The sequence below is a fragment of the Longimicrobium sp. genome (assembly GCF_035474595.1).
Classification (GTDB): domain Bacteria; phylum Gemmatimonadota; class Gemmatimonadetes; order Longimicrobiales; family Longimicrobiaceae; genus Longimicrobium.
The window spans coordinates 77,720-97,222 of the sequence record NZ_DATIND010000151.1; the positions used below are offsets into that span (position 1 = coordinate 77,720).

1 protein-coding gene (running past one end of the window) is annotated in these 19,503 nt (G+C 74.2%); it reads right to left on the bottom strand.

The genetic code is table 11. From position 1 onward, the window contains the following. On the bottom strand, window positions 1-19,503 hold the 3' portion of the coding sequence (locus VLK66_RS25900) for a non-ribosomal peptide synthase/polyketide synthase (RefSeq protein WP_325312409.1). It continues 4,251 nt past the right edge of the window; the window shows 19,503 of its 23,754 coding nt (coding positions 4,252-23,754); its start codon lies beyond the right edge, outside the window — the gene reads right to left on this strand; the stop codon is at window positions 1-3.

Genomic DNA, 19,503 nt, shown 5'->3' on the forward strand with positions numbered 1-19,503 from the left:
TCAGGGCAGGGCGAGAAGGGATGCCAGATGCTGCACGTGCGGCCGCCTGAGCGCCGTCATGTGGTTCCCGGCACCCATGGAGAAGGCGAGGCCGGGCGCCCAGTGCGTCCACCCCCGAACACTTTCCGCGACACGTTTGTGATTGGCGGCATCATCATACCCAGGATCGCTCACAAGTACAAGTCGAAGTTTGTCCTGGTAGCTCCCAACGGGACGATAGGTCGCCCGGAGGCAGGTGGAAAACGTCCGGAATGGACCCCGCAGCACCTCATGCGTCGACCGGCGCGGGAGGATGCCCAGGTTCACCAGCCGGCCGTGCAGGACGCGCAGCCGCCCGCCCTCGTCCAGCGCCTCGACCTCGGCGGGGAGAATGCCCAGCGGGCGCTCGGCGGTCTGCTCGAACACCTCCACCAGGCGGAAGAAGGCCTCGCGCCCGTCGTGCTCCAGCGCGTCGCGCGCCTCCTCGCCGGGGACCTCGCTGTCCAGGATCGTCAAGCTCCCCACCGTGCGGCCGGCCGCGCGCAGCCGCAGCGCCATCTCGAAGACGACCCATCCCCCGAACGAGTGCCCCAGCAGGTGCACCGGCCCGGTGGGGTGAACCTCGTGCAGCGCGCGCAGATACAGCTCCGCCGCGGCCTCCACGGTGGCGTGGGGAAGGAGCCCGCCGTCCAGGCCGCGCGGCTGGAAGGCGTGGATGGGGCGCGACGGGTCCAGGCACCCGGCCAGCTCGGCGAAGCCCGCCACGCTGGCCCCCGCGCCGGGCACGCAGAACAGCGGCTCGCCCCCCGCCCGCCCGAAGCGCAGCGTCACCAGCGGCGCATACCCGTCCTCGGGCGTGGCGCGCCCGGCGGCCGGCGCGGCGAGCGCGCGCGACAGCGCCTGCCCGAGCGCGGGAACGTGCTTCGCCTCCACCATCGACAGGTGCGACCCCGGCACCGGGGCGACCCGCAGCAGCCGGTCGGGGAGGAGCGCCTGCCACCCGCGCCGCTCGTCCGGATCCGCGCTCCCCTGCGCCGGGAACAGGTGCACGGGGATGGGGAGCGCCTGCGGGAAGTACTCCCCGAGCGCGTGGAGATGCGCCCGCAGCAGCGCGTGATCGGGCTCGGTGCCATCGGCCGCCGACGCGGCGCGCGCGGCGGTGGACGAGGGGCAGCGCGTATCCATCATCCCCACGAACTCCACCGCCTGGTCCATGCCGATGAGCTGGGTGGCCATCTCGTACGCCAGCACGCCGCCGAACGACCACCCGGCCAGGCGGTACGGGCCCTCCGGCTGCACCGCGCGCACCATCCGCAGCAGCCGCGCGGCCATCCCCTCCACCGTGCGCGGCTCCCCGGCCGCGGCGGCGGGAAGGGCGTACACGGGAAGATCGGGAGGGAGATGGGGATGCAGCACCTGCGCGTAGTCCGTCGACCCGGTCCCCTCGTGCACCAGGAAGAGCGGGCGCTGCTGCCCCGCGGCGCGGATGGGGATGGCGCGGTCGCCGCGCGTCTCCCCCGCCCCGCCGCCCAGCCGCTCCGCGAACGCGCGCAGGGTGGGGTGCGCGAACAGGTCCGCCAGCGCCACCTCGCACCCCAGCGCCTGCCGCGCCTTCGCCGCAGCCTGCACCGCCAGCAGCGAGTGCCCGCCCAGCGCGAAGAAGCTGTCGTGCCGGCCGACGCGCTCCACGCCCAGCACCCGCGCCCAGATCGCGGCCAGCGCCTCTTCCGTGGCTCCGACCGGCGCCTCGTACGCGCCGCTGTCGAAGGCGTCGCCCTCCGGCGCGGGGAGCGCGCGGCGGTCGACCTTGCCGTTGGGCGTCAGCGGCAGCGCGTCGAGCCGCACGAACGCGGCGGGAACCATGTACTCCGGCAGCCGCCCGGCCACGAACGCGCGCAGCGCCTCCGCCTCGATCAGCGCATCCGCCACGTACCACGCCACCAGCCGCGCATCCTCGCGCGCCAGGACCACGGCGCGGCGCAGGTCGGGATGCTCGGCGAGCCGCGACTCGATCTCCCCCAGCTCGATGCGGAATCCGCGCACCTTCACCTGGAAGTCGTTGCGCCCGATGAACTCCAGATTCCCATCCGGAAGCCAGCGGACGAGATCACCCGTCTTGTACATGCGCGCCGACGCGTCGCCGCCGAACGGATCGGGGACGAATCGCTCCGCGGTGAGCCCGGGCCGGCCGAGGTAGCCGCGCGCGACGCCGGCGCCGCCGATGTACAGCTCGCCCGCCACGCCCGCCGGCACCGGCTCGCCGCGCCGGTCCAGCACGTAGACGCGGGTGTTGGAGATGGGCCGCCCGATGTGCAGCCGGTCCTCCGCGCACATCTCGCCCGAGGTGGCGACGACGGTGGTTTCGGTCGGGCCGTAGTTGTTGACGACGGTGTAGCCCGCGTCCGCCGGCAGCGTGCGCAGCCGGTCGCCGCCGACGAGCAACGAGCGCAGCGTCTTCGGGGCGATGCCTCGCTCGAACGCGAGCTCGGCCAGCGGCGTGGGGAGGAAGCTGACGTCCAGCGGCTGCCTCGCCCACCACTCCAGCAGCGCCTCCGGATCGCGCGCGGCGGGAAGATGCAGCGCCGCGCCCGCGCAGAGCGCCGGCCAGATCTCCCACGTCGCCGCGTCGAACCCGAACCCGGCGACGCTGGACGACCGATCGCCCTCGCGCACGCCGAACGCATCGCAGTGCCAGGCGACGAGATTGCACAGGCTGCGATGCTCCACCTGCACGCCCTTCGGCGCCCCCGTCGATCCCGACGTGTAGATGACATACGCCAGGTGCCCCGCGTCGAGCCCGGCGCTCTCGCGAGCCGGATTCGACGCGTCGCGATCCGCCCACGCCACCGCGTCGCCCAGGTCGAGGACGGGCACCGCCGCGTCCGCGAACCGCGGTGCCAGCGACGTCTGCGTCAGCAGCGCGACGGGTGCGCTGTCGGCCAGCATGTAGCGCAGCCGCTCGTCCGGGTACGCCGGGTCGAGCGGGACGTACGCGCCGCCGGCCTTCACCACCGCGAGCAGCGCCGCCACCATCTCCGTTCCGCGCTCCACGCAGACGGCCACGCGTGCGTCGGGACGCACGCCCAGCGCACGGAGGTGGTGCGCGAGGCGGTTGGCGCGCGCGTTCAGCTCCGCGTACGTCACCGCCTCCCGCTCGGAGACGACGGCGTCCGCGTGCGGCGTCCTCGCGGCCTGCGCCTCGAACAGCTCGTGGACGCACAGGTCGCGCGGGTACTCGGCGGCGGTGGCGTTCCACGTCTCCACCAGCTGCGTGCGCTCGGCCTCCGCGAGGAGCGGGAGCGCGTCCACGCTGCGCGCGTCGTCCGCCACCATCGCTTCGAGCGCGCGGCGGAGGTAGCCCATCCACCGCTCGATCGTCGCCGCGTCGAAGAGCGCGGTTGCGTACTCCACGCCGCCCGCGATCCGTCCCCCGGCTTCGCTGAGCGAGAGCGAGAGGTCGAACTTCGCGGTGACGTGGGCCGCCGCCGCGCCGCCCGCCGAGCCCGCGCGCAGGCCGGGGAGCGGCGATGCATCGCCCTCCGGCGCGTCCTGCCAGGCGAACATCACCTGGAAGAGCGGCGTGTGCGCGAGCGAGCGCGCCGGCTGCACCCGCTCCACCACCTGCTCGAACGGGATGTCCTGGTGATGCTGCGCCCCGAGCGCCGTCTCCTTCACGCGCCCCAGCAGCCCGGCGACGGAGGGCGAGCCGGCGAGGTCGATGCGCAGCGCCAGCGTGTTCACGAAGAAGCCAATCAGCCCCTCGATCTCGCTGCGCCCGCGGTTGGCGGTGGGCGTGCCGATGGCGATGTCGTCCTGCCCCGACAGGCGCGCGAGCACCGCGGCCCACCCGGCGAGCACCGTCATGTACAGCGTGGTGCCGTGGCGGCGGCTCAGCTCCTTCAGCCCCGCCGTCAGCTCCTCGCCGAGGTCGACGCCCGCCATCGCGCCCGCGTGGTCCTGCCGCGCGGGGCGGGGCCGGTCCGTCGGCAGCTCCAGCAGCTCGGGGACGCCAGCCAGCGTGCGCGTCCAGTACTCCGCCTGCTCGTGGAGGACATCTCCATCCACCCACTTCCGCTGCCACGCGGCGTAGTCCGCGTACTGCACCGGCAGCGGCGGGAGGGGATCGGCATCCCCCCGCCGGAAGGCGTCGTACAGCGCACCCAGCTCGCGCGTCAGCACGCCCATGCTCCACCCGTCGCTGACGATGTGGTGCAGGGTGATGGCGAGCACGTGGTCGTCCTCGGCCACCCGCACCAGCCGGCCGCGGACGAGCGGGCCCCGCTCCAGGTCGAACGGCGCCGCGCTCTCGTCGTCCAGGATGCGGCGCAGCTCGGCCATCGCATCGGCGCGGCCGGCGAGATCGTGCTCCACCAGCCGGGACGCGCTCTCCTCGATCGCGGTGACGCGCTGCACCGGCTGTCCATCGACCTCGGCGAACGTGGTGCGCAGCGCCTCGTGGCGGGCGACGATGCGGTCCAGCGCGCGGCGGAGCGCATCTCCATCCACCCCGCCCCGCAACCGCATGCGCAGGGGGATGTGGTACGCCGTGCCCATTCCGCCCAGCCGCTCGATGAACCAGAGCCGCTGCTGCGCGAACGAGAGCGGCATCGCGGAGCCGCGGTCCACCGGCACGATCGGCGGGAGATCGGCGCGCGCGGCGGATTCCAGCCCGCGCGCGAACTCCGCCAGCACGGGGTGCACGAACAGGTCGCCCAGCGCGGCCTCGACGCCCAGGATCTGGCGGATGCGGGAGATGACCCGCACCGCGCGCAGCGAGTGGCCGCCGAGCCCGAAGAACGAATCCCACCGGCCCACGCGCTCGACGCCGAGCACCTCGGCCCAGATTTCGGCGACGGCGCGCTCGGTCTGGCCCAGCGGCGCCTCGTAGTCGCGCACGCCGAACGCGTCGCCCTCGGGCGCGGGGAGCGCCTTGCGGTCCAGCTTGCCGTTGGGCGTCAGCGGCATCGTCTCCAGCGCGACGTACGCCGCCGGCACCATGTGCTCCGGAAGCTGCCCGCCCAGCCACGTCCGCAGCGCCTCGGCGCCCACGCCCTCGCCGACGTAGTAGGCGACGAGCCGCTTGTCGCCCGGACTGTCCTCGCGCGCCAGCACCGCGGCCTCGCGGACCTCGGGGTGCCGCGCCAGGCGCGCCTCGATCTCGCCCAGCTCGATGCGGAAGCCACGGATCTTCACCTGCGCGTCGTTGCGGCCCAGGAACTCGATGTTGCCGTCCGGCAGCCACCGCGCCAGGTCGCCCGTGCGATACATCCGCGCGCCGGGCTCGCTCGCGAACGGGTCCGCGACGAAGCGCTCCGCCGTCAGCTCGGGGCGATCGAGATACCCGCGTGCCACCCCGTCGCCACCGATGTACATCTCCCCGACGACACCGGCGGGAACGGGCTCGCCGTCCGCGTTCAGCAGGTAGATCTGCGTGTTGGCGATAGGACGGCCCACGTGCGGCGCGAAGCCGTCCTCGCGCCGCATCTCCACCCACGTCGAGTACGTCGTCGTCTCCGACGGGCCGTACAGGTTGCAGACGCGGTCCACGCTGGTCTCGGCGAAGATGCGCTCCACCAGCCCCTGCTTCAGCGGCTCGCCGGCGAGGTTCACCGTCCGCACGGTCGCCGGCACGCGCCCCGCCTCCACCAGCGCCTTGATGGCCGAGGGGACGGTGTTCACCAGCGTCGCATCGACGTCCGCGTGCACCAGGTCCAGCGCGTCGCGCACCACGCGCACCGTGGCGCCGACGGACAGCGGGACGTAGACCTCGAAGACGTGCAGGTCGAAGTTCAGCGACGTCGACAGCAGCGTCCGCCCGATCCCACGGTCGCGGAACTCGCGCGCGCCCCAAACGAGGAAATTCACCGCGTTGCGATGCGTGATCGCCACGCCCTTCGGCTGCCCGGTCGAGCCGGAGGTGTAGATGAGGTAGGCGAGATGTCCGGGACGGAGCCCGCCGCGCTCCGGATTCGTCTCCGGGCGGTCCGCCCAGCGCGGCGCGTCCGCGTCCAGCGCCACGACATCGACGCCCGTCCCCGCGAAGCGCGAAGCCAGCCGCGCCTGCGTGAGCAGCACCGCGGGGCGGCTGTCGGCCAGCATGTAGCGCAGCCGGTCCTCGGGGTACTCGGGGTCCAGCGGCACGTACGCCCCGCCTGCCTTCAGCACGGCGAAGAGCGCCACCACCATCTCCACCCCGCGCTCCACGCAGAGCCCGACGCGCACGTCGGGACCGACGCCGCGCGCCCGCAACTCATGCGCGAGACGGTTCGCGCGGCGGTTCAGCTCCGAATAGGTCAGCGACGCGGCCCCGTCGGCGACGGCCTCTGCGTGCGGCGTGCGCTCCGCCTGCGCCTCGAAGAGCGAGTGGATGCAGGCGTCCGACGGGTACTCCATCTCCGTCGCGTTCCACCCCTGCAGCAGCTGCCGGCGCTCGTCCGCGTCCAGCATCGGCAGCGCGTCCACGCGCCGGTGCTCGTCCGCCGCCATCGCGGCGAGGACGTGGCGGAGGTAGCCCAGCCAGCGCTCCACCGTGGCCGCGTCGAACAGCGCCGTGGCGAAATCCGCCCCGCCCACGATCCGGCCGCCACGCTCGCCCATCGTGAGCGACAGGTCGAACTTGGCCGTCACCTGCGGCGCCGCGCCGCCCATCGGGCCGCCGCGCAGCCCGGGAAGGCTCGCCTCGCCGCCGCCCGGCATGTTCTGCCAGGTGAACATCGCCTGGAAGAGCGGCGTGTGCGCCAGCGACCGCGCGGGCTGGACGAGATCGACGACCTGCTCGAACGGGATGTCCTGGTGCTCCTGCGCATCCAGCGCCCGCGCCTTCACCCGCGCCAGCAGCTCGGCCGCGGTGGGCGAATCGGACAGGTCGATGCGCAGCGCCAGCGTGTTCACGAAGAAGCCGATCAGCCCCTCGATCTCCCGCCGCCCGCGGTTCGCCGTGGGCGTGCCGACCACCACGTCGCGCTGGCCGGAGAGGCGGCTGAGCACGACCGTCCACGCGGCGAGGACGGTCATGAACGGCGTGGTCCCGTGCCGCCGCCCCAGCGCCATCACCGCGGACGAAAGCTCGTCGCCCAGGTCGATGCCGACGGCCGCGCCCGCGTGATCCTGCCGCGCCGGGCGCGGATGGTCGGTGGGCAGCTCCAGCAGCTCCGGCGCGCCCGAGAGCGTGGGCGTCCAGTACTCCGCCTGCTCGCGCAGCACATCCCCATCCACCCACTGCCGCTGCCACGCCGCGTAGTCCGCGTACTGCAGGGCCAGCGGGGGAAGAGGATCGGCATCGCCGCGGCGGAAGGCGTCGTAGAGCGCGCCCAGCTCGCGGGTGAGCACGCCCACGCTCCACCCGTCGGAGATGATGTGGTGCAGGGTGATGAGGAGGACGTGGTCGTCCTCCGCCAGCCGCACCAGCCGCCCGCGGACGAGCGGCCCGCGCGCCAGGTCGAACGGCGCCGATGCCTCCTCCGCCATCACCCGCCGCAGCTCGGCCCCGTCCGCCTGGTCCGCCAGGTCGTGGTCGAGCAGCCGGAACGCGCTCTCCGCCGCCGGCGCCACGTACTGCACCGGCTCGCCCGCGGCCTCGGCGAAGGTGGTGCGCAGCGTCTCGTGGCGCGCGACCAGCCGGTCCAGCGCGCGGAGCAGCGCGGCGCGGTGCAGCTCGCCGCGCAGGCGCATGGCCGTGGGAACGTTGTACGCCGCGCCCGCGGTGCCCAGCTGCTCCAGGAACCACAGCCGCTGCTGCGCGAACGACAGCGGCAGCGGCCCGCCGCGCTCCACCGGCTCGATGGCCGCGAGCTCCGCGCGCGCCGCCGTCTGCACCGTGCGCGCGAAGTCCGCCAGCACGGGAGATACGAAGACCTCGCCCAGCGCGACCTCGGCGCCCAGCGCCTCGCGGATGCGCGAGACGACCTGCACCGCACGCAGCGAGTGCCCGCCCAGCCCGAAGAAGCTGTCGCGGCGCCCCACGCGCTCCACGCCCAGCACCTCGGCCCAGATCGCCGCGACCGCCGTCTCCACCTCGCCGACAGGCGCTTCGTACGCGTGCGTGGCGTAGGCGTCGCCCTCGGGCGCGGGGAGCGCGCGGCGGTCCAGCTTGCCGTTCGCGGTGACGGGGAACGCGTCCATCCGCACGTACGCGGCGGGCACCATGTAGCCGGGGAGACGAGCGGCCAGATGCGACCGCAACGTCTCCGCGTCGAGCGAATCACCCGCCCAGTACGCCACCAGCCTCCGGTCGCCGGGCGAATCCTCGCGCGCCAAGACGACCGCCTCGCGCACGTCCGGATGCTCGCGCAACCGCGCCTCGATCTCGCCGAGCTCGATGCGGAAGCCGCGGATCTTCACCTGGAAGTCGGTGCGGCCGAGGAATTCCAGATCCCCGCGCGCACTCCACCTCGCCCGGTCGCCGGTGCGGTACAGACGCGCGCCGGGGATGCCGGAGAAGGGATCGGGGACGAAGCGCTCCGCCGTGAGCGACGGACGACCCAGGTAGCCGCGAGCCACCAGCGCGCCGCCGAGGTACAGCTCGCCCGCCACGCCAGTCGGGACCGGCGCGCCGAACGCATCCAGCACGTAAGCCGAGCGTCCGGGGAGCGGCCGGCCGATGGGGGCGACGGGGGTGGAGATGTCACCCGCGCGCGCATCGAACGCCGTCGCAGTGATGACCGTCTCCGTCGGCCCGTAGCAGTTCAGCAGCCGCGTCCCTGCGCCCGCGTCCGCCGCGTCAGCCGGAAGCGCGTCGCCGCCGACGAGGAGGAGGCGGATGTTCGCGAGCCCGCCCTCCGCCTGCGCCGCGGGAGCAAGCTCCTGCCAGTACGCGGGGGGAAGATTCGCGACGGTGATGCCGAGCGAACGCGCGCGCTCCGCGAACTCCGCCGGGCTCCACAGCTCCGGCCCGCGCAGCACGAGCGTCGCGCCGGAGAGGAGCGGGAAGAACACCTGCTCCAGCGACACGTCGAACCCGGCCGAGGCGAACTGGAGGACGCGGTCCTCCGCGCCGATGCCGAGTTCTCCGGCCATCGCCGACAGGTGCGCCGCCGCGGGGCCGTGCTCCACCGCCACGCCCTTGGGCCGCCCGGTCGAGCCGGAGGTGTAGATCAGGTATGCGAGATTGGTCGGGGAGATCGCGGAGCGCGGCGCATCGGACGATTCAGCCGTGATCCGCTCCGCATCCGCATCCACGCGCACGATTGCGTCGGCGTGGATGGAGTCGGCGAGCGCGCCGCGGGTGACGAGCGCGCGGAGCCCCGCATCTTCCGCCATGTACGAAAGCCGCTCGGCGGGGAGCGACGGATCGAGCGGGACGTAGACACCGCCCGCCTTCAGCGTCGCCAGCAGCGCGACGACGAGCTCCGTCTCCCACTCCAGGCACACGCCGACCGCGGACTCGGCGGAGACGCCCCGGCCCTTGAGGTGATGCGCCAGCCTGTTCGCACGCGCGTCCAGTTCGCCGTACGTCACCGCCTCGCCGCCGCACATCAGCGCGACGGAATGCGGCGTGCGTGCGGCCTGCGCCTCGAAGAGCGCGTGGATGCAATCGCCGGCCGGGGCCGCGACCGCCGCCCGTCCCCAATCCTCCACGACTTCGTGGCGCTCGGCGTCGGCGAGGAGGGCAATGCGGGCGACGGACTGCCGCTCGTCCGCGGCCATCGCCTCCAGCGTGCGGCGGAGGTAGCCCATCCACCGCTCCACCGTGGCCGCGTCGAAGAGCGCGGTCGCGTACTCCACCGCCCCGCCGATGCGACCGCCGATCTCGGTGAGCGAGAGCGAGAGGTCGAACTTGGCGGTGACCTGCGCCGTCGCGCCTCCGGCGGAGCCCGCGCTCAGGCCCGGGAGCGGCGATGCATCGCCCTCGGGCGCGTCCTGCCAGCTGAACATCACCTGGAAGAGAGGCGTGTGGGCGAGCGACCGCGACGGCTGCACGCGCTCCACCACCTGCTCGAACGGGATGTCCTGGTGATGCTGCGCGCCCAGCGCCCGCTCCTTCACCCGCGCCAGCAGCCCGGCCACGGTGGGCGAACCGGCGAGGTCGATGCGCAGCGCCAGCGTGTTCACGAAGAAGCCGATCAGCCCCTCGATCTCGCTCCGTCCACGGTTGGCCGCTGGCGTGCCGATCGTCACGTCGTCCTGCCCCGAGAGGCGCGCCAGCACGGCGGCCCACCCGGCGAGCAGCGTCATGTACAGCGTGGTGCCGTGGCGGCGGCTCAGCGCCTTCAGCGCGGCCGTCAGCTCCTCGCTCAGCCCGAAGCCCGCCATCGCTCCCGCGCGGTCCTGGCGCGCGGGGCGCGGACGGTCGGCCGGGAGCTCCAGCAGCTCGGGCGCGCCGGAGAGGGTGCGCGTCCAGTACTCGGCCTGCTCGCGCAGCACCTCGCCATCCACCCACTTCCGCTGCCACGCGGCGTAATCCGCGTACTGCACGGGAAGCGGAGGAAGGGGATCGGCATCGCCGCGCCGGAAGGCGTCGTAGAGCGCGCCCAGCTCGCGCCTCAGCACCCCCATGCTCCACCCGTCGCTGACGATGTGATGCAGGGTGATGAGCAGGAGATGGTCGTCCTCCGCCATCCGCACCAGGCGCCCGCGGATGAGCGGCCCGTGCTCCAGGTCGAAGAGCGCCGCGCCCTCCTCGTCGCCGATGCGGCGCAGCTCGGCGGATGCATCGGAGCTGCCGGCGAGGTCGTGCTCCACCAGCCGGAACGCGCTGTCCTCGATCGGCGCGACGCGCTGAACCGGCTCGCCCGCTACCTCGGCGAAGGTGGTGCGCAGCGCCTCGTGGCGCGCGACGATGCGGTCCAGCGCGCGGCGGAGCGCATCCGCATCCACCCCGCCGCGAAGCCGCATGCGGAGAGGGATGTGGTACGCGGTGCCCGCCCCGCCCAGCCGCTCGATGAACCAGAGCCGCTGCTGCGCGAACGACAGCGGCATCGCGGCAGTGCGATCCACCGGCACGATCGGCGGGAGATCGGCGCGCGCGGCGGATTCCAGCCCGCGCGCGAAGTCCGCCAGCACCGGGCGCTCGAACAGGTCGCCGAGCGCCGCCTCGACGCCCAGCACCGCGCGGATGCGCGAGACGACGCGGACGGCGCGCAGCGAATGGCCGCCCAGCCCGAAGAACGAATCCCACCGCCCGACGCGCTCGACGCCCAGCACCTCCGCCCAGATCTCCGCCACCGCGCGCTCGGTCTCGCCCAGCGGCGCCTCGTAGGCACGTGCGGCGAACGCATCGCCCTCGGGCGCGGGAAGCGCGCGGCGGTCCAGCTTGCCGTTCGGGGTGACGGGGAAGGCGTCCAGCCGCACGTACGCGGCGGGCACCATGTAGCCGGGGAGACGAGCGGCGAGATGCGACCGCAGCGCCTCCGCATCCACCGCATCACCCGCCCAGTACGCCACCAGCCGCCGGTCGCCCGCCACGTCCTCACGCGCCACGACGACGGCGTCGCGCACGTCCGCATGCTCCCGCAGCCGCGCCTCGATCTCCCCCGGCTCGATGCGGAACCCGCGGATCTTCACCTGGAAGTCGGTGCGGCCGAGGAATTCCAGCTCCCCGCGCGCACTCCATCTCACGCGGTCGCCGGTGCGGTACAGCCGCGCGCCGGGAAGGTCGGAGAACGGATCGGGGACAAAGCGCTCCGCCGTGAGCGACGGACGACCCAGGTAGCCGCGGGCCACCAGCGCACCGCCGAGATACAGCTCGCCCGCGACGCCCACGGGGACCGGCGCGCCGAACGCATCCAGCACGTACGCGGTGCGTCCCGGCAGCGGCCGGCCGATGGGGGCGACGGGCGTGGAGATGCCGCCCACGCGCGCATCGAACGCCGTCGCGGTGATGACCGTCTCCGTCGGCCCGTAGCAGTTCAACAGACGCGTCGCCGCGCCCGCGTTCGCCGCATCCGCGGGAAGCGCGTCGCCGCCGACGAGGAGGAGGCGGATGCCGGCGAGGCCGCCGTCCGACTGCGCGGCGGGAGCCAGCTCCTGCCAGTACGCGGGAGGAAGATTCGCGACGGTGACGCCCAGCGACCTCGCGCGCTCCGCGAACTCCGCCGGGGCCCACAGCTCCGGCCCGCGCAGCACCAGCGTCGCGCCAGACAGGAGCGGGAAAAACACCTGCTCCAGCGACACGTCGAACCCGGCCGAGGCAAACTGGAGGACCCGGTCCTCCGCGCCGATGCCGAGCTCTCCGGCCATCGCCGACAGATGCGCCGCCGCCGGGCCATGCTCCACCGCCACGCCCTTCGGCCGCCCGGTCGAGCCGGAGGTGTAGATGAGGTACGCGAGATTGGACCGGGAGATCGCGGAGATCGGCGCATCGGACGACTCAGCCGCGATCCGCGCCGCATCCGCATCCACGCGCACGACCGCGTCGGCGTGGATGGCGCCGGCGAGCGCGCCGCGGGTGACGAGCGCGCGGAGCCCCGCATCTTCCGCCATGTACGCCAGGCGCTCCGCGGGGAGCGCGGGGTCGAGCGGGACGTAGACGCCGCCGGCCTTCAGCGTCGCCAGCAGCGCGACGACGAGCTCCGTCTCCCACTCCAGGCACACGCCCACCGCGGACTCCGCGGACACACCCCGGCCTTTGAGGTGATGCGCGAGCCGGTTGGCGCGCGCGTCCAGCTCCGCGTACGTCACCGCCTCGCCGCCGCACATCAGCGCGACGGAATCGGGCGTGCGCGCGGCCTGCGCCTCGAACAGCGCGTGGATGCACGCGCCGGTTGGCGCCGCGACGGCCGCGCGTCCCCAATCCTCCACCACCTGCCGGCGCTCGGCGTCCGCGAGCAGGGCGATGCGGGCAACGGACTGGTGCTCGTCCGCCGCCATCGCCTCCAGCACGCGGCGGAGATGGCCCAGCCAGCGCTCTACCGTGGCCGCGTCGAACAGCGCCGTGGCGAACTCCGCCCCGCCCGCGATCCGCCCGCCGCTCTCGGCCAGCGCGAGGGTGAGGTCGAACTTCGCGGTCACGTGCGCGCCGCTGTCGCCCATCGACCCCGCGCGCAGCCCGCCCAGCGACGGCGCGCCGCCCTCCACGCTCTGCCAGCTGAACATCACCTGGAAGAGCGGCGCGTGCGCCAGCGACCGCGCCGGCTGCACCAGGTCCACCACCTGCTCGAAGGGGATGTCCTGGTGATCCTGCGCCTCCAGCGCCCGCGCCTTCACCCGCGCCAGCAGCTGGACGACGGTCGGGGAGTCGGAGAGGTCGACGCGAAGCGCCAGCGTGTTCACGAAGAAGCCGATCAGCCCCTCGATCTCGCGGCGCCCGCGGTTGGCCGCCGGCGTGCCGATGACGACGTCGTCCTGCCCGGAAAGCCGCGCCAGCACCACCGCCCACGCCGCGAGCACCGTCATGAACGGCGTGGTCCCGTGCCGCTGGCCGAGCGCGATGACCGCCGACGAAAGCTCGTCGCCCAGGTCGATGCCGACGGCCGCGCCCGCGTGGTCCTGCCGCGCGGGACGCTGACGGTCGGTGGGCAGCTCCAGCAGCTCGGGCGCGCCGGCCAGCGCCGCTGCCCAGTAGTCCGCCTGCCGCTGCAGCACCGGGCCGTCCACGCGCCGCCGCTGCCACGCGGCATAGTCCGCGTACTGCACCGGGAGCGGGGCGAGGGGATCGGCATCGCCGCGCCGGAACGCGTCGTAGAGCGCGCCCAGCTCGTGCGTCAGCACGCCCATGCTCCACCCGTCGCTGACGATGTGGTGCAGGGTGACGAGCAGCACGTGGTCGTCCTCCGCGACCCGCACAAGCCGCCCGCGGACGAGCGGCCCGCACTCCAGGTCGAACGCCGCCGACGCCTCCTCCGCCATCACCCGCCGCAGCTCGGCGGCGGCGTCCGCGTGGCCGGCCAGGTCGTGCTCGAGCAGCCGGAACGCGCTCTCCGCCGCCGGCGCGATGCGCTGCACCGGCTCGCCCTCCACCTCGGCGAAAGTGGTGCGCAGCGTCTCGTGGCGCGCGACCAGGCGGTCCAGCGCGCGCACCAGCGCGGCGCGGTCCAGCTCGCCGCGCAGGCGGATGCGCGCCGGCATGTGGTACGCCGACCCCGCGCCGCCCAGCCGCTCCAGGAACCAGAGCCGCTGCTGCGCGAACGACAGCGGCATCGCCGCGCCGCGCTCGGCGGGGTGGATGACGGAGAGGTCGGCGCGGGCGGCCGTCTCCACCGCCGCGGCGAAATCGGCAAGGACGGGAGATACGAAGACCTCGCCGAGCGGCACCTCCACGCCCAGCGCCTCGCGGATGCGCGACACAACCTGCACCGCGCGCAGCGAATGCCCGCCCAGCTCGAAGAATTGGTCGCGCCGCCCGACGCGCTCCGCGCCCAGCAGCTCCGACCAGATCGCGGCGATCGCCGTCTCCACCTCGCCGGCGGGAGATTCGTACGCACGCGTGGCGTAGGCGTCGCCCTCGGGCGCGGGGAGCGCGCGGCGGTCCAGCTTGCCGTTCGCGGTGACGGGGAACGCATCCATCCGCACGTACGCGGCGGGCACCATGTACCCGGGGAGACGAGCGGCCAGATGCGACCGCAGCGTCTCCGCATCCACCGCATCTCCCGACCAGTACGCCACCAGCCGCCGGTCGCCCGCCACGTCCTCGCGCGCCAGCACGATGGCCTCGCGCACGCCTGCGTGCTCACGCAGCTGCGCCTCGATCTCGCCCGGCTCGATGCGGAACCCGCGGATCTTCACCTGGAAATCGGTGCGGCCGAGGAACTCCAGATCCCCGCGCGCACTCCATCTCACGCGGTCGCCGGTGCGGTACAGCCGCGCGCCGGGGACGTCCGAGAAAGGATCGGGGACGAAGCGCTCTGCGGTCAGCGACGGCCGGCCGAGGTAGCCGCGGGCCACCAGCGCGCCGCCGAGATACAGCTCGCCCGCCACGCCCGCGGGCACCGGCGCGCCGAACGCATCCAGCACGTACGCGGTGCGCCCGGGCAGCGGCCGGCCGATCGGCGCGACGGGCGTGGAGATGCCGCCCGCCACGTCGAACGCGGTCGCGGTGATGACCGTCTCCGTCGGCCCGTAGCAGTTCAGCAGCCGCGTCGCCGCGCCCGCGTTCGCCGCATCCGCCGGAAGCGCGTCGCCGCCGACGAGGAGGAGGCGGATGCCGGCGAGGCCGCCGTCCGCCTGCGCGGCAGGCGCGAGCTCCTGCCAGTACGCGGGGGGAAGATTCGCCACGGTGACGCCGAGCGACCGCGCGCGGTCCGCGAACTCCGCCGGGCTCCACAGCTCCGGCCCGCGCAGCACGAGCGTCGCGCCGGAGAGGAGCGGGAAGAACACCTGCTCCAGCGACACGTCGAACCCGGCCGAGGCGAACTGGAGAACGCGGTCCTCCGCGTCGATGCCGAGCTCTCCGGCCATCGCCGACAGATGCGCCGCCGCCGGGCCATGCTCCACCGCCACGCCCTTCGGCCGCCCGGTCGAGCCGGAGGTGTAGATCAGGTACGCGAGGTTTGCCGGGCCGACATTGGAGCGCAGCGCATCGGGCGATTCAGCCGCGATCCGCTCCGCATCCGCATCCACGCGCACGATTGCGTCGGCGTGGATGGAGTCGGCGAGCGCGCCGCGGGTGACGAGCGCGCGGAGCCCCGCATCTTCCGCCATGTACGAAAGGCGCTCGGCGGGGAGCGACGGATCGAGCGGGACGTAGACACCGCCCGCCTTCAGCGTCGCCAGCAGCGCGACGACGAGCTCCGTCTCCCACTCCAGGCACACGCCCACCGCGGACTCGGCGGACACACCCCGGTCTTTGAGGTGGTGGGCCAGCCGGTTGGCGCGCGTGTCCAGCTCCGCGTACGTCACCGCCTCGCCGCCACACATCAGCGCGACGGAATGCGGCGTGCGCGCGGCCTGCGCCTCGAACAGCGCGTGGATGCAATCGCCGGTCGGCGCCGCGACGGCCGCGCGTCCCCAATCCTCCACCACCTGCCGGCGCTCGGCGTCCGCGAGGAGGGCGATGCGGGCGACGGACTGACGCTCGTCGTCGACCATCGCCTCCAGCACGCGGCGGAAATAGCCGAGGTAGCGCTCCACCGTTGCCGCGTCGAACAGCGCGGTGGCGTACTCCAGCCCACCGCCGATGCGCGCGCCGCGCTCGCCCATCGTCAGCGACAGGTCGAACTTGGCCGTCACGTGACCGGCCGACGCGCCGCTGACGGAGCCCAGCGTGAGCCCGGGAAGTTGCAGCCCGCCGCCGCCCGGCGCGTTCTGCCAGGCGAACAGCACCTGGAAGAGCGGGCTGTGCGCCAGCGACCGCGCCGGCTGCACCCGCTCCACCACCTGCTCGAAGGGGATGTCGGGGTGATGCTGCGCCTCGAGCGCGCGCTCCTTCACCCGCGCCAGCACCTGCGCCACGGACGGCTGGTCCCCCAGCTCCACCCGCAGCGCGAGGGTGTTCACGAAGAAGCCGATCAGCCCCTCGATCTCCCGCTGCCCGCGGTTGGCGGTGGGCGTGCCGACCACCACGTCGTCCTGCCCGGAAAGGCGGGCCAGCGTCGTCGCCCACCCCGCCAGCAGCGTCATGAACAGCGTGGTCCCGTGCCGCCGCCCCAGCGCCCGCAGCCCGGCCGCCAGCTCCTCGTCCAGCTCGAACATCGCCAGCGCGCCGGCGTGGTCCTGCCGCGCGGGGCGGGGGCGGTCGGTGGGCAGCTCCAGCAGCTCGGGCGCGCCCGAAAGCGTCCGCGCCCAGTAGTCGGCCTGCTCGCGCAGCACCTCGCCGTCCACGCGGCGGCGCTGCCAGGCCGCGTAGTCGGGGTACTGCACGGCCAGCGGCGGAAGGGGATCGGCATCCCCGCGCCGGAAGGCGTCGTAGAGCGCGCCCAGCTCGCGGGTCAGCACGCCCATGCTCCACCCGTCGCTCACGATGTGGTGCAGGGTGACGAGCAGGACGTGGTCGTCCCCCGCCATCCGCACCAGCCGCCCGCGCACCAGCGGCCCGCGCTCCAGGTCGAACGCCGCCGCGCTCTCCTCCTCCATCACCCGGCGCAGCGCGGCTTCATCCCCCGCCAGGTCGTGCTCCACCAGGCGGAACGCGCCCGCCTCCGCCGGCGCGACACGCTGCACCGGCTCGCCATCGACCTCGGCGAAGGTGGTGCGCAGCGCCTCGTGCCGCGCCACGATGCGGTCCAGCGCGCGCCGCATGGCATCGCCGTCCAGCTCCCCGCGCAGCCGCAGCCGCAGCGGGATGTGGTAGGCCGTGCCCGCACTCCCCAGCCGCTCCAGGAACCAGAGCCGCTGCTGCGCGAACGACAGCGGCATCGCGTCGCCGCGCTCGGCCGGCTCCACCGGCGGCAGCTCGGCGCGGCCGGCCGTCTCCACGCCACGGGCGAAGTCGGCCAGCACCGGGCGGGTGAAGAGGTCGCCCAGCGGCACCTCCACCCCCAGCGCCTGCCGCACCCGCGAGGCGATCTGCACCGCCAGCAGCGAGTGGCCGCCCAGCTCGAAGAAGTGGTCCCACCGGCCCACGCGCTCCACGCGCAGCACCTCGGCCCAGATCTCCGCCAGCACCGCTTCCGTCTCGCCAACCGGCGCCTCCCACTCGCGCGTGGCGAAGGCGTCGCCGCCGGGCGCGGGAAGGGCGCGGCGGTCCACCTTGCCGTTGGGCGTCTGCGGGAAGGCGTCCAGCCGCACGTACGCGGCGGGCACCATGTACTCGGGGACGCGCGCGGCCAGGTGCGTGCGCAGCGCGTCGGCCTCGACCGCCGCCGCGGCCGTGTAGTAGGCGACGAGGCGGCGGTCCCCCGGCGCGTCCTCGCGCGCGAGGACGACCGCGTCACCCACGGCGGGGTGCTCGGCCATGCGCGCCTCGATCTCGCCCAGCTCGATGCGGAAGCCGCGCACCTTCACCTGGAAGTCCAGGCGCCCCAGGTACTCCAGCTCGCCGTCGGGGCGCCAGCGCACGCGGTCCATCACCCGGTACATCCGCGACCCCGCGGGGCCGAAGGGACAGGGGACGAAGCGCTCCGCCGTCATCGCCGGGCGCCCCGCGTAGCCGCGCGCCAGCCCGTCGCCGGCCAGGTACAGCTCGCCGCCCGCGCCGCGCGGCACCGGCTGGAGATGATCGTCCAGCACGTACGCCCGCGTGTTCGCCACCGGGCGGCCCACCATCACCGCCGCGGCGCCGCGGGGGACGAGCGAGTAGGTGGAGTAGGTGGTGTCCTCGGTCGGCCCGTACAGATTGCCGACCTTCTCCACCGTGCCCAGCGCGTACAGCCCCTGCGCCAGCGCGTTGGGCAGCGCCTCGCCGCCCAGGTTCAGCGTCCGCACGCAGGGGGGGATGCTGCCGCCGCGCAGCAGCTCGGCCGCGGCGCTGGGGACCATGCTGGCGTAGACCACTTCCTCGCCCAGCGTGGCCAGCTCCAGCGCGTTCTCCACCAGCACCAGCCTGCCGCCCCAGCAGAGCGTGCCGAACACCTCGGCGATGGAGACGTCGAAGTTCACCGAGGTGGAGAAGAGCACCGACGCGCGCTCGGCGTCGGTCACGTTCTCGCGCAGCCAGTGCAGGAGGACGACGGTGGCCGCGTGGCGGATCATCACCCCCTTGGGCCGCCCGGTGGACCCCGAGGTGAAGATGACGTGCGACAGGTTGCCGGGGACGGCGCCGCTCTCCGGCGCGTCGGAGGACTCCGCGGCCAACGCGCCCCGCTCGCGGTCCAGGAGGAAGAGCGCCGCCGCATCCTCCGGCAGGCGGTCCGCGAGGTGAGATTCGGTGAGGACGAGCGGGATCTCCGCGTCCTCCATCATCCACCCCAGCCGCTCGCGCGGATACGCGGGGTCGAGCGGGACGTACGCGCCCCCCGCCGCGAGGACGCCCAGCAGCGCGACGACGAGATCGGGCGTGCGCGACAGGCAGACGCCCACGCGCACCTCCGGCCCCACGCCGCGCCGCCTGAGCGCGTGCGCCAGCCGGTTGGCGCGCGCGTCCAGCTCCGCGTACGTGACCCGCTCGCCGCGCCAGGAGAGGGCGACCGCGTCCGGCGTCCGCCGGGCCTGGGCCTGGAACATCCCGTGGACGCAGGCGCCCGCGGGGTAATCGCGATCGGTCGCGTTCCACCCCTCCAGCACCTGCCGCCGCTCCGCCTCGGGGAGGAGGGGGATGCGGGAGACGGGCTGCCGCTCATCCGCCACCATCTCCTGCAGCACGCGGCGGAGGTAGCCCAGCCACCGCTCCACCGTCGCCGCGTCGAAGAGCGCGGTGGCGTACTCCATCCCCCCGGTGATCCGCCCGTCCGACTCGGCCAGCGAGAGCGTCAGGTCGTAGCGCGAGGTGGGATGGTCCGCCGCCGCGCCCAGCGGGCCCGCCCGCAGCCCGTCCACGGAGCGGCGCTCGCGGCCGCCGCCGGAGGCGCTCTGCCAGGCGAACATCACCTGGAAGAGCGGCCCGTGCGCCAGCGACCGCGCCGGCCGCACCCGCTCCACCACCTGCTCGAAGGGGATGTCCTGGTGCTGCTGCGCGGCCAGCGCCCGCTCCCGCACCCGCGCCAGCAGGCCGGCCACGGTGGGCGAATCGCCCATCTCCACCCGCACCGCCAGGGTGTTGACGAAGAAGCCGAT